The sequence below is a fragment of the Lactiplantibacillus garii genome, assembly GCF_003885105.1.
GTDB lineage: Bacteria > Bacillota > Bacilli > Lactobacillales > Lactobacillaceae > Lactiplantibacillus > Lactiplantibacillus garii.
Genome location: NZ_QWZQ01000030.1, coordinates 1 through 12769 on the forward strand (window position 1 = coordinate 1; position 12769 = coordinate 12769).

Sequence of the window (12769 nt, forward strand, 5' to 3'; positions counted from 1 at the left end):
GGTTTGAAGATGGTGAACGGTAATGTTACCATAGCCTTGTATTGAGGGGTTGTATTAAAGGTTTACAGGTTTAGGTTTTGAAATTAATTGTTGTTAGACAAGTCAGATTTTACAGAAAGTTTGGGGACTTATAATTGAAAATGGGAATGACTAAGATTGTTGCTTCGTTAATGTTGAGTACCGCGCTATTGCCAATGGTTAGTGGGAAAGCGGACACCACACCAACACCGTCGACTAAACAAGAAACGGTTCAGCAACCAACGAGTGCAACCAGTTCAACAAGTAGTGTATCCGCGGCTTCTGAGACGACCTCCGCAACAAGTGCGACGGCGACGTCCGCGAAGAGTTTGCAGGTTAGTCAAAGCAGTGCGGCGGCTAGTTCCAGTCAAACCGTTACTAGTCAGACTAGCACCAGTTCAATCAGTGCGACGAGTGCGACCAGCACGGCACCGGCAAGCAGCGTTACGAGTAGCAGTTCGGAAACGAGCAGCGTTGCTAATAGTAGTAGCGACCAGCTTAAGAGTGCCGTCGCCACTAGTCTTAGCGGCGTGACTCCTGAGAGTGCTACTGCGAGTCAGGCAGCCAGTGCGACCAGTGCTCAAACCAGTACGGCTAACGCTAATAGTGCTACGGCCACGGAAAGCAATGTCGCTAGTGCTGGTTCGGTGGCCGCGCCAGTAACGAGTGCCGCAACATCGCTAGCACCAGCTTCAAGTGCGACCGTGGCGTCCACGGCACCGACTAGTCCGGTGACTTCCGCCGCGGCTGATCAGGTGGCTGCACAACCGTTGAGTGCGTTGGGCCCTGGTTACTATGAAGTTAGTCCGTATGCGGGTGATAACCGGGTCAGCTCTCAACAGCATTTTTTAGATGAAATTAAAGCTGGCGCGCTTTCAGGCTGGCAGAAATATCAAGTATTACCTTCCGTAACTGCTGCCCAAGCCATTTTGGAAAGTGGTTGGGGTAAGTCACAGTTAGCCCAAGTCGGGAATAACTTGTTTGGTATTAAGGGCAGTTATCAAGGTCAATCAATCTACTTTCCAACGCAAGAATGGAACGGTCACCAGTACATCACAATTAACGCGGCGTTTCGGAAATATCCGAACTGGTCGGCCAGTGTTGAAGACCACGGTGCGTTTCTAGTTCAAAACTCACGTTACCGTAATTTATTGGGAGTAACTGATTACCGGCGGGTGGCTACGTTGATGCAACAAGATGGCTACGCAACGGCACCTAACTATGCTAGTTTATTGATTAGTATTATTCAGAGTAATAGCCTGCATCTTTGGGACCTTGAAGCCATTAGTAATCAAGTTCAAGGTGGATACGTGCCTGAAAGCGGCCGTTATACCTTTACTAAGCCAACGAGTATTCATATGGCGGCAAACACTGCTTCTGCCGTCGTTGGGACTTACGAAACTGGTGAATCCGTCTACTATAACGCCAAGATTGAAAACAATGGTCAGACGTGGTTACAGTACTTGTCATACTCGGGTGCCAACCACTACGTCATGATTGCCGAAGCACAACCAGTTGCGCCGGCACCATCAACACCAGCACCTTCTACACCTAACAATCAATTGCCAAGTGCTGGTTCGTACACCTTTACTGAAAATACCAATATTCGTAACGGTGCTTCTAAGAGTACGGCCATTGTTGGTAGTTATGATAAGGGTCAGACCGTGCATTATAATGGCACGGTGCAAGCGGACGGTTTGACTTGGTTACGATACGTGGCCTATTCAGGTGCGACCCATTACGTTGCCACTAGTGGTGACGTGGTTGTGGCTGCACCGAAGCCGCACATCGAATCCGTTTCCGGGTCCTATCAATTCACCCAGACGACGGCCATTAAGACGGCTGCGGATACTAATGCGGCGACGGTTGGAACGTACAATGCCGGTGAACGTGTGAACTACAACGCTAAGGTAACGGTTGGCAACCAGACTTGGTTACGGTACCAGTCCTATTCGGGTGCGACCCACTACGTTCAAATTAACGCTGGTGGTAACGTTAATCCAAACGTTAACCAAGCGGTGATCACGCCGGCAACCGGCGCCTACCGCTTTACCAAGACAACGGCCATTAAGACGGCTGCTGACCGCAACGCTGCAACGGTTGGGACGTACTATGCTGGTAACACCGTCTATTACAACGCCAAGGTTAGTGTTAACGGCCAGACTTGGTTACGATACCAGTCCTATTCGGGTGCTAGCCACTACGTTGAAATTAGTAACGGAGTACCAACTCCAAGTGCGGTTACGCCGCAACGCGGCAGTTTCCGGTTCACCACGACGACTAACATTCGAACGGCACCAACGACCCGCTCAGCGGTTGTTGGGGAATACTATCCAGGTGACGTTGTTTACTACGATGCGACCGTTCGGGCCGAAGGTTATACGTGGTTACGTTATCTCAGTCGCAGTGGTGCCATCCATTACGTCGCCGTCGTTCACTAATGATTGCCACTGAGCAGTTTGATTGCGGCTTAATTAAATTGGTTTTATAATAATAGTAGTAAGTGATGGCGATTACGACCGCCATTAATTTCAGGCAACCTGGTTGGTTTAGCTGACCGGGTTGTTTTTTTGCCCTTATTGCAATCGCTTACATTGTGTGCTATATTGGGTTTATCGGAAGAATCCCAGGTCAGTATCAATCGTTACCCAATTGTTGTAACAAACCCGTCAAGTGATAGCTAGTGCAGTATACAGCGTTTCCGCTAATTTCGGATAACTGGCTGGCCAAACTCCATCTATTGATGGCACGAATTATCCACGGAGAACGGGTTGCCGCCAATCAGAACGTTCATGGATGTGGATTGTGGATCAATGGTGTTTGAGGAATGAAGAATTCCACACGAAATTTTTAACGGTTCTTCCAAAACGGGGCTCACATTGTGGGTCCTTTTTTATTCCTTGTTGTATGATTAAGTTAACCTAAAGCTGAGGAGCTGAGTCTGTCATGTATTACGTTGCAATGAAAGATCATGAAATTGGCCGTAATTTAGCCACCGAACAGTATTTGATGAATAATGTGGATTTTGATGAACCGTTAGTTTTGTTTTATTACGAAGAACCATGCATCATTGTCGGTCGAAACCAAAATACGCTGGAAGAAATTAACGCTGATTACGTGCGTGAACACCACATCACGGTGACCCGGCGGTTATCTGGTGGTGGGGCGGTTTACCAAGATCTTGGGAACCTTTGCTTTAGTTTTGTGGTGGATAGTGATAGTCAGGAATTTGGCGACTTTAAGACGTTCACACAACCCATTATTGATGCGTTACACGATATGGGAGCTACGACTGCAACGGTTAGTGGCCGTAACGACCTGTTAGTTGACGGGAAAAAATTCTCAGGTAACGCGATGTATTCACGGAATGGCAAGACTTTTTCCCACGGGACGTTGATGTTGAACGTGGACTTAAACGTGGTACCCCAAGCGCTCACGGTCCCAACCGACAAGATTGCCTCCAAGGGAATCAAGTCTGTTCGGAGTCGGGTCACAAACTTGCGACCATTCTTAGCACCTGAGTATCAGAACATTACGGTTCCGGAATTTCAAGACGCGTTGCTAAAAGAACTTTTCCACGTTGATTCTTTGGATGAAATTGCGGACAAGGAATACCACGTTACGCCAGAACAACAAAAGGCTATTGATAAAATCTACGAAGACTATTATGCTAATTGGGATTGGGTTTACGGAAAGTCACCCGAATTTTCCGTCAAGCGTCGCAAACACTTTGACATGGGAACAATCGACGCCCGGTTATCAGTGCATGACGGCCACATTCAAAACGTTAAATTTTACGGCGATTTCTTTGGTAGTGGGGACGTCCACGACGTTGAACAGGCGTTGAACGGAATTCGGTATGATCATGACGTGATTGCTGAAAAGCTGGCAACCCTTGATTTGAACCAGTACTTTACCGGAATTCCACGGACGGACATTATTGATCTAATTGCCCAATAATGGGAGTGATTTGTTGAAACTGACCCGCTTAGTCGCATTTGCGTTTGTATCCTTTTTTTGTTACGGTATCGTCAATTGGATGATGTCAACCGGCCATTTTCACTTGCAAGCTAAAACAATTTCCTTACCGCAGATGTGGCAGGGACTTTTGATTGCGTTGGTACTCTATTTTCTGGGGATTTTAGCATTGTACTTGAACCGGATGCTCGGATTTTACGTGCTCGGATTAGTTATCGTGATTTACTCACTAGGGATGATTAGTGCGTTAATGTCCGGGTATCAGAGTACGGCTGGGATGGAAATCAAACTATTGTTAGAAATCATTGGGGTGGTTGGATTAGGAGTTAACTTCTATACCCTAATATTGCTAACACGCTGGCGACACAAAAATAACTAAACGAGGGATAGCATGCAACGAAACGTACAAACTTTTATTGATGATGTAACCGCTGAAAACATTAGCACGACGACCGTGAACGGCGCTTACGACCAACTTGATCAACAGGTCAAACCGTGGTTAGCCGCTTTTTTAAAGAACGTCGCTGCTGATCAACTAGCGCAGGCCACTCTGACGACGACGCACGAGCCCGCCATTAGCTTTCGGCTGGAGACGAGTGTCATTAACTTACCCCTAGCTAACCTCACGGAAATCGGCAAGGTAACGGTCGCTGATGATACGATGCCCCTCAACGTTTACATGATCGCGGAATCAGAGGCGTTACCGTCTGGACTACGGATTGATGAACTGGGGACCGTTGCTGACGTGCTGGCGGATCAGGCCGGTGCTGAAAAATTATTAACTACCTGGTTAACGGGACAAATTGAACGTTTGAACCAAATTACCGAGGCGGAAGCCTAAATTAAACCTTTACAGAGTTTCAATGGTATCTTTACATTGATTCGGTATGATAGGGTCATGATGTTGGAGCCAAGCCAATCATTGTGCCTAGTAGTCACCGTTCGGAACGCCGTGTGCGAACCGGAGGGTGACTTTTAATTAGGTGCTTGCAATCGTGACGTAATCATGATAGGGTGGTACTTGCGATGAGTCGATAGAGTCAGATTTCCAGCAATGGAAGTTCCGCGCGAGCGGCTAGTGACTAATATTGATAGCGGGGCACGTTTCTCTGACGTATTTCAGAGTGCTTGGGTCACTGACATTGTGGAGTGTCACCCCCGCTGGTTTAACCAGTGCCGTGATGAGCGTTCAGATTAATTTCTGAACGCTTTTTTGTGTTTAGGAATGAATTGTTAAAATTTTGTTTAATCCCGGTAATTGATGGTAAAAAGACAACAGGTAGCGTATTGTTAAGTTAGCATCAAAACTATTAATTTTTGGGGAGTTGATTAGTTATGAAAAAGATGTTAGTAAGCGGCGTAGTTGTTGCCGGAATCGCAATTTTTGGTGGGGGCGTTTACCTTTGGCCTAAGAGTAGTCAGGTTAGTTCATCACAAGCGGCGATGAGTTCGTCGATTGCGACGGCACAAACCAGCCACAAGACGACAAAAAAATCGGTTGCGAAACGCGCCGCAGCGGTCAGTGCGACCCAGTCGGGAACCAGTTCAGCATCATCGTCCACAAGTGGCACGACTGAGCAGCAAGAAAGTCACAGCGGGCAATCGAGTTCGACGGTCGCGGGGACCAGCTCGACGGCTGGCACATCGAGTCATCCGTCTACCGATGGGAGCACAACGAGCTCCACGACGGGACGCCAGTTGACCGCGGCCCAACTCGATAACTGGGTTTGGACGCAAATTGATCGGCAGTACCAGGGGGCCAGTGTGACTAAGAGTGACTTTGCGTTTCAACAGTATTCACGCCACGGATTAGTTTACGTGGATGTATACGAAAACAGTGATTCAGAAGCAAATCACTTGGCGGGCCGTTTCCGGGTTAACGCGCAGGGAAGCCTTGAACAACAGTCACTGGCCAACGGAAGCACTTGGCGGATTGTTAGCAGTACCCCGACTAATTAAAATTTGACTTCGAGTTAACTTTAAGGACTACGATTAAGTCGTAAAAGCTACTAAGCCTTGCTTAGTGGAATGGGACGCCCCGAACGGAAACGGGGCGCCCTTTTTAGTTGTTGTGAGTAAGCGCCTTCTTGAAATGTGGAAGTAAATCCGGCATACTAGAATAGTTAATTTAATTGGACGTGAAATTGAGGTGCGTAAACGTGGCAGCGGAGAAGAAAAAAGTAAAACGTGAGATTTATGATGAGGACGATCGCCTACTCGGTCGGCGAATCTTGGTGATTGCCAGGTGGGTTGCCTTGATTGCTGGAATCATTGGGCCGTTCGTTTATCTGTTCAATAAGAGTTGGGGATTAGACCTCGGCACGCTCACCGTTTTGTGTGGTGGGGCCTACCTCTGCTTTGGTCCCCGGGGACGAACGGCCGGGGGACAGTGGATCGCGTTACTGGAAACCTTAGGGTTGGGTGCCGTGGTTTTGGCCTACTTTTTGGTGGTTTTAAAATATATTCACTTATAGTCATGAGACACGATGAAGCGCAACGCTTTTTGATGGTGGTTTTGAAAGAAACAAAGAAAGTGCGCCAAAATTTAAGGAGCGTAACTTACTCAGTTTATTTTGAGTAAGTTACGCTCCTTGTTTTTCAGCATTATTTAAGATGACGGTTGGTTTTCCTGATAGACTTCGTGTTTAACCGCTTCTTCCATATTAGAAGGAACGATACTATCAACTTTATGATTAATTAAGACGTCGGCGTAGTGGTCAACTTTATGGTTAATGGTTTTTAAGTGGTTTTGTAAGTCGTTAATTTCGTTTAACGTTCGCCGTTGCTGGACTTTCATCATCTCGTAGCGTTCGGGAACGGTATGTTCACCTTCCTGAACAAGCTGAATGTAGTGTTGAATCCGTTCAACCGGCATACCCGTTGAACGTAAACAAATAATTAAATTCAGCCATTCCAAATCAACATCTTCAAAAATCCGGTTATTGTTTTCATCACGTTTCACGAATGGCAACATGCCATGGTCGTGATAGTAACGAATGCTGTAAGTTGAAACGTTCATTTTTTTTGCGACTTCTTGAATCGTATATGCCAAATCAAATCCTCCTACAAAAGTTGGTTACTGGGTGGCGACCAGCTCAGAATACTAATTCATTATAGTTAGTCTAAGCATAAGCCGTTAAATTGTAAACAAAGTTGTTCTAACCAAGACTATCATTAGTCGTTGCTTTGAGTTGCTTTCTAGTAACAGTAAGGTGTTAAGCTTGGAAGCATCAAGTTAAGGAGGCGGTGGTGGTGTTACAATACGCGGTGCAGTTAGCTGGTCGGGATTTTGACCCCCAAGGTGTGTGGAAAACGGACCCGACCACGGCGGTTAAGGTGCTTCAAAATAGTGCTGACTACGATTTGTTGGTTTGGGACCCCGTGGATGATTTTTGTGAAATTTATCCTCAACAGACCCTGGCAGCGTTGGAAGCACGGTTAGCGCACACGGCCTATTCGCGTTTGCTGGATCAAATGGCACGGGTGGCGGAACGGCGACAGTTACCAGTTTCTGACCAGTTACGAAGTCGTTGGTACTTGGTTGGGGACTTGGCAGCGTTGGAACACCAGCCCTTGTTGAACGTGGCGGCAGCCTTGTTAAGTTTGACGGTTCAAGCTAATCGACTACAAGGGTACGAAGATGATACTAAATTACGGTTACGGGGCTTAGCTGACCAAGCCCGCTGTTGGTTAATGACGGCCGGCGTTACGCCCCACCAATTAGTCGCCACGTCGGAGCCCTTAGCGAATCTCTTGAACTACTTGTTAGCGCAAACTGGACAGCTAGATACTTGCCATGCGGGGGGAGCATCGCGTGCGTGGTGCTTGGCTAATGATGCCGCGGTACTTAGTCAAAGTGAAGTGCGGGTGACGCAATTACAAACGCGGAGTGCCTGGACATTGATTCGTGTGGCAGCGCTTGAACGGGCGAATGGTTAGGTTGAAAAAATTAAGCCCAATTTTTGCTTGACGACACTTTCATTGTTAGAGTATGATGAGAATATCATTAAAACACATGTTGATGAGAAGAGTAACTAACAACCCGCTGTTCAGGGAACCGTGTTAAGTGCGAAGCGGTCGGTGGAGCGTTAGTGAAGATGAACTCGGAATGCCCGGTGGCGGTCGGTTGGCTGCGCTGGCGGCCCTGGCCGATACCCCAGTGAGTTGGTAAACAACTCGGAGAGTTTGACGGGGTGACCCGTGATTAAACTTGGGTGGTAACACGAAACCGTCGTCCCAATGAAGGACGGGGGCTTTTTTTGTGGGTAAAAACGGGCTTTTCATTAGCGAATCACTGGTATAAATTGAGAGAGGTTGAGTAAAATGACAACGACTAATGCTGATTTACATATTGAAACGTTGCTTGCACAAGCGGGCAACCGGACCGACGATGCGAAGACCGGGGCAATTTCGGCGCCAATTTATTTATCGACGGCCTACCGCCACGCTGGGTTGGGACAGTCAACCGGGTTTGACTACCCGCGTGAGGCCCAACCGACCCGCTGTATCTTGGAAAAGACGTTGGCACGGATGGAACACGGGGTGGCCGCGTACGCGTTGTCATCGGGGATGGCCGCCATTCAGTTGGTTTTTACCCTTTTTAATAGTGGTGACAAGATTATTATTTCAGACGATTTATACGGTGGTTCCTACCGGTTCTTTGATCTGTTACACGACCACTACCACTTGGATTTTGACGTGTGGAGTGGTCAGGATCAGACGGAGTTAGCGGCGCTGATTGATGATCAGACGGTGGCGTTGTGGTTGGAAACGCCGTCGAACCCGACGATGAAGGTCATTGATTTACGGACAACGGCGCAGACGGCCCATCAACACGGAATCAAACTGATTGTGGACAATACCTTTTATACGCCACTGATTCAAAAACCGCTCGACTTGGGCGCCGACTTAGTTGTTCACTCGGCAACGAAGTACTTGGCAGGGCATAACGATATTTTAGCTGGTGCGGTGGTGGCTAAACACTCAGACGATGCCGAAAAATTGGAATTTAACCTGGTGACGACCGGGGCCGTGTTGGATCCGTTCGACGCCTGGCTATTGTTACGCAGCCTGAAAACCCTGCCGTTACGGCTACACCAACACGAAGCCAACGCTCAGTCGTTGGTCAAAAGTTTGACCGCCAACTCCCACGTTGAAAAGGTCCTGTATCCTGGGCGTGGTGGGATGATCAGTTTTTATTTAGCGAAGGGCTGCGACGTGGACACCTTCCTACGGGCCTTAAAGGTCGTTTCGTTTGCTGAAAGTTTGGGTGGGGTTGAAAGTCTGGTGACCGTTCCGGCCGTCCAAACCCACGCCGATCTTAGTGAAGCGGAACGGCAGAAAAAGGGAATTACGGCGAACTTGCTGCGTTTATCGGTCGGAATTGAAAACGCGGCCGACTTACAAGCTGATTTAGAACAGGCCCTAGAAAAAGCACAAAAGTAAGTCTAAAGTCTTTACTTACTTTTAGTATGTGTTAAACTAAGACTAACTTATAAATTGGAGGCATTGAAATGGCAACAGCAACTTTAAGCGACGCGGAAATCCGCGACCGCATCAAAACTGGTAAGCACATGTTATTCTTCACGGCGGATTGGTGCCCAGATTGCGCCTTTATCAAACCGGTGATGCCCCAAATCGAAGCCAAGTATGACCAATACGATTGGATTACGGTTGACCGGGATGCCAACATTGAAATCGCACAAGATATGGGTGTCATGGGTATTCCTAGTTTTGTCGGTATTGAAGATGGTCAAGAAATCGGCCGTTACGTGGATAAGTTCCGTAAAACTCAGAAACAGGTTGAAGATTTCTTAGACACGTTAGACAAATAAATTAAAACCTTTAAAGAAGCGTTAATTGTGCGGCGAAGCAGCCCGCGATTAACGCTTTATCATTGGTTTTGACGTTATTGTCTGCTACACTGTTAATTATTAATTTGGGAAACGGTGATAAAGATGACAACCAATGTATTTGAAGACGTGATCGTTCGGACCACGAAAATTGCGGATTTACCCGTATTGCACGTGTTTGCGGCGAGTCAAGCGCAAACGAAGCTTCCTACGATTATCGACTACCATGGTTGGACTACCCAGACCTCGTCCGAGTTAGTCGCAAGTTATGATTTAGTTCGGCAGGGCTTTCGGGTGATTTTACCGACGGCTTACTTACACGGCAGCCGTAACGAAGGGGTGGATCTGGACCGGCACCCGGAACACTTCTGGTCGATCGTGGGCCATTCGGTGGCCGAGTTCCCGCAACTGGTCGCCGCGCTCGTGAACGCGGGAATTACCGATGCCGATAAGGTTGGTGTCATGGGGACTTCCATGGGCGGTATCACGGCGGCCGGGATTATGGCGACGCAGTCCAACGTGCAAGCCGGTGTATCACTGATTGGGTCCCCGGAACCCGTGGCCTTCGCCAAGGATCAGGTTGCTCAGATTCCGGCCGAACTCATGGCACAGTTACCGGCGGACTTACTAACTAAAACGTACGCGCAAATTAGCCAGTTTGATTTGTCGCAACACGTTGACCAGTTGAACGGTCGGCCGATGTTCTTCTTTAACGGTACCGCGGATCAAATGGTCCCGTATAAGTACGTTGAAGATTTTCAAACCCGGTTTAAAAATCATCCGGCGTTGGCCAGGACGATCTTTAAACACGCGGATGGTGGGGTGCATCACGTGCCACACCGGATGCACGAAGCCGCGGTCAGCTTTTTAACGCAGAATATCCAGTAACTAAATGAAACGACCACCGCGTTGCGGATGGCCGTTTTTTTATATGTAAAATTCCTATCATTGGCTATGAAATATAAGCATTTTACATGTAAGCGGGAGCACCGTATACTAGCCGTGAAACTAGAAGGGATTGACCAACGTGCAAGCACCACAATTTGATGAACAACGCAAAAAAATTTCAACTCGAAATCAGCGACTGGTTCAAGAATTGAATGATACTCCTCATGACGTGGAGGCGACCAGAACGTTAGTGAGCCAAATTACCGGGCAGACCCTGGATGCTTCGGTGGAAATTCGGTTACCGTTTTATACCGACTTTGGTGGAAACTTAACGATTGGGAAACGCGTCTACGTTAGTCATAACGTCATGTTTACCGATTTAGGCGGGATTACTTTAGCCGATGACGTCTTAATTGGACCGGGTGCCAGTTTGTTAACGGTGAATCATCAGGCGGATCCTGCTCACCGGCACGACTTAGACTTAAAACCAATCTACATCGGGCCCCGGGCGTGGATTGGAGCCAAGGCCCTAATCTTACCAGGAGTTACGGTTGGTGCGAACGCGATCGTTGGGGCGGGGGCGGTTGTGACTAAGGACGTGCCCGCAAACACGGTCGTGGCCGGTGTACCTGCTAAGGTGATTAAGACCATTGGGGCGTAATATTCATGAATGTTAACAAAAACAGTGTGCAGTCATCGGCTGGTAATGGCGAGACTGCACACTGTTTTAGCATGTTTAAATTATTAACGGATGACGTAGACTTGATCGTGAATTAAGTCAAATGGTCGGAAGTGGCGGTTCAACCGTTCAACCGCCGCGTCCGTTTGATAATTGGCGTGGTCCCAAAACTGCTTGGAACCGGTGGCGCCGTATTTTTCACCAATGCAAATTAACGGCACGTCGTAAGTACTAGCGCGGATAGCTTGTAAGAGGTCCCAGTCAATCGTTAGTTTGTCGGGTGACCAGGCCATGATGACGAACTTGACTTGGTCAGCGTACTTCTGAAAGGCACTGACGGCGTCGAGTTGCTCAATAGTGGTCACGGGCTGACGACCGGTTTGGTTATCCGTCTCGTGGGTCCAGGCCTTAGAATCAGTTGTAATGACCGTTTGCCGGGGGTGGAGCCGTTTGAGCCCCTTGGAAACGTAGCCGTTACCGGCCATGACTTCCAAGACCGGGGCGGTTCCCACGAAATCGGCTAAGTCTTTTAAAAACGGCGCGCTGATGTAAGCCCACATGCCGTACTGCTCCTCCACGTAGTCCCGAAAATCGCGGAGTAACTGGTCAACTTTGGGTAGGGCAGCGGAGAGTTGGTCCCACTCTGCGTCACCAGCAGGATCGCCAATAGCATAAGTTTGGTTAATCCGAGCAAACAATTCGTCTTGGAAGTTGTCGGGAACTTGCAGGACGGGGAGCTGTTGCGGTGGTAACCCGGCGGCGAGTAACCGGTCACTTTCTAACACGTTGTTGATCATGACGAGAATCTTAGGATCGTTTTTAAAGAGTTCCCGGTAGTGCGTTAGCTGTTCAATGTAGGACGGTGTCGCCCGCTTTTTGGCACGCTTTTTGAGTTGCTTTAACTTCTTGGGATTCATTAATTGTTGCTCCTAATCATCAAAGTGTAGGTCGAGTTCCTCTTGGCCGCTGGCACTCGGAATGGCCCGTTGTTGCCGACCGTGGAGGTAACCATTCATCAATTGAAACAGTTCGTAACGGTCTTCACTAGAAAGTTGTTCGGCGTTAAAGGTCAGCGGTTTGCCGGATAAAAAGATGCGGCCGAGGTCGTATTCTTCCTGGTCGGCGCGGCCGGAAAGGTAATCAGTCGTGACGTTAAAATATTCGGCAAGTTTACGGACTTCCAAATAGGAAGGGGTCCGTAAGTTGCGTTCCCAGTTACCAATCTGGGCGGCCGTATTTTTCCGGGTCGTAATGTCGGCGTCGGGTTGGGCGTTGAGGGCGGTGGCTAGTTCGGCCAACGTCATTTTTTGGCCCCGGCGCAGGGCTCTTAAACGTTCTGGAAACATGTGATCAC

Annotated in this window: 14 protein-coding genes; 11 read left to right on the forward strand and 3 right to left on the reverse strand. The window is 48.3% G+C overall.

Going from position 1 to position 12769, the window contains the following annotated elements; translation table 11 throughout:
• Positions 1-140: 140 nt before the first annotated feature.
• From D1831_RS09180 to D1831_RS09205, 6 genes are all read left to right on the forward strand, one after another.
• The gene (locus D1831_RS09180) at positions 141-2459 is read left to right on the forward strand and encodes an SH3 domain-containing protein (RefSeq protein WP_225422842.1); all 2319 of its coding nucleotides are present in this window, start codon (positions 141-143) and stop codon (positions 2457-2459) included.
• 505 nt (positions 2460-2964) lie between these two features.
• The gene (locus D1831_RS09185; RefSeq protein ID WP_125072644.1) at positions 2965-3978 is read left to right on the forward strand and encodes a lipoate--protein ligase; all 1014 of its coding nucleotides are present in this window, start codon (positions 2965-2967) and stop codon (positions 3976-3978) included.
• A 13-nt stretch (positions 3979-3991) separates the two neighbouring features.
• Positions 3992-4375 carry a hypothetical protein gene (locus D1831_RS09190; RefSeq protein WP_179950318.1) on the forward strand — a complete coding sequence of 128 codons (384 nt, stop codon included), beginning with the start codon at positions 3992-3994 and terminating at the stop codon, positions 4373-4375.
• Between the two features lie 12 nt (positions 4376-4387).
• Positions 4388-4837, forward strand: a complete 450-nt coding sequence (locus D1831_RS09195; protein WP_125072646.1) for a hypothetical protein — start codon at positions 4388-4390, stop codon at positions 4835-4837.
• A gap of 494 nt (positions 4838-5331) precedes the next feature.
• Positions 5332-5955 (forward strand): hypothetical protein, encoded by a 624-nt coding sequence (locus D1831_RS09200; protein WP_125072647.1) that lies wholly within the window; start codon positions 5332-5334, stop codon positions 5953-5955.
• Between the two features lie 200 nt (positions 5956-6155).
• On the forward strand, positions 6156-6470 hold the full coding sequence (locus tag D1831_RS09205; protein WP_125072648.1) for a hypothetical protein: 315 nt from the start codon (positions 6156-6158) through the stop codon (positions 6468-6470).
• 134 nt (positions 6471-6604) lie between these two features.
• On the opposite strand, the gene D1831_RS09210 is transcribed toward D1831_RS09205, so the two are convergent.
• Positions 6605-7048 carry a MerR family transcriptional regulator gene (locus D1831_RS09210; RefSeq protein WP_125072649.1) on the reverse strand — a complete coding sequence of 148 codons (444 nt, stop codon included), beginning with the start codon at positions 7046-7048 and terminating at the stop codon, positions 6605-6607.
• A 200-nt stretch (positions 7049-7248) separates the two neighbouring features.
• Between D1831_RS09210 and D1831_RS09215 the strand changes: the two genes are divergently transcribed.
• The 5 genes from D1831_RS09215 to D1831_RS09235 all read left to right on the forward strand — a co-directional run bounded on the left by D1831_RS09215 (position 7249) and on the right by D1831_RS09235 (position 11397).
• The gene (locus D1831_RS09215) at positions 7249-7935 is read left to right on the forward strand and encodes a hypothetical protein (protein WP_125072650.1); all 687 of its coding nucleotides are present in this window, start codon (positions 7249-7251) and stop codon (positions 7933-7935) included.
• 384 nt (positions 7936-8319) lie between these two features.
• Complete coding sequence (locus tag D1831_RS09220) at positions 8320-9441, forward strand: PLP-dependent transferase (protein WP_125072651.1); 1122 nt, start codon at positions 8320-8322, stop codon at positions 9439-9441.
• A 68-nt stretch (positions 9442-9509) separates the two neighbouring features.
• Positions 9510-9830 (forward strand): thioredoxin family protein, encoded by a 321-nt coding sequence (locus tag D1831_RS09225; RefSeq protein ID WP_125072652.1) that lies wholly within the window; start codon positions 9510-9512, stop codon positions 9828-9830.
• A 123-nt stretch (positions 9831-9953) separates the two neighbouring features.
• Positions 9954-10736, forward strand: a complete 783-nt coding sequence (locus D1831_RS09230) for an alpha/beta fold hydrolase (protein WP_125072653.1) — start codon at positions 9954-9956, stop codon at positions 10734-10736.
• A gap of 139 nt (positions 10737-10875) precedes the next feature.
• Entirely contained in the window at positions 10876-11397 is a 522-nt protein-coding gene (locus tag D1831_RS09235; RefSeq protein WP_179950319.1) for a DapH/DapD/GlmU-related protein, read from the forward strand.
• 83 nt (positions 11398-11480) lie between these two features.
• Here the strand turns inward: D1831_RS09235 and D1831_RS09240 are convergent, their stop codons facing one another.
• Both D1831_RS09240 and D1831_RS09245 read right to left on the reverse strand, forming a co-directional pair.
• Entirely contained in the window at positions 11481-12332 is an 852-nt protein-coding gene (locus D1831_RS09240; protein ID WP_125072654.1) for an SAM-dependent methyltransferase, read from the reverse strand.
• Between the two features lie 12 nt (positions 12333-12344).
• Positions 12345-12761: a helix-turn-helix domain-containing protein gene (locus D1831_RS09245; RefSeq protein WP_125072655.1), complete on the reverse strand. Its 417-nt coding sequence runs from the start codon at positions 12759-12761 to the stop codon at positions 12345-12347.
• Between the last annotated feature and the right edge of the window lie 8 nt (positions 12762-12769).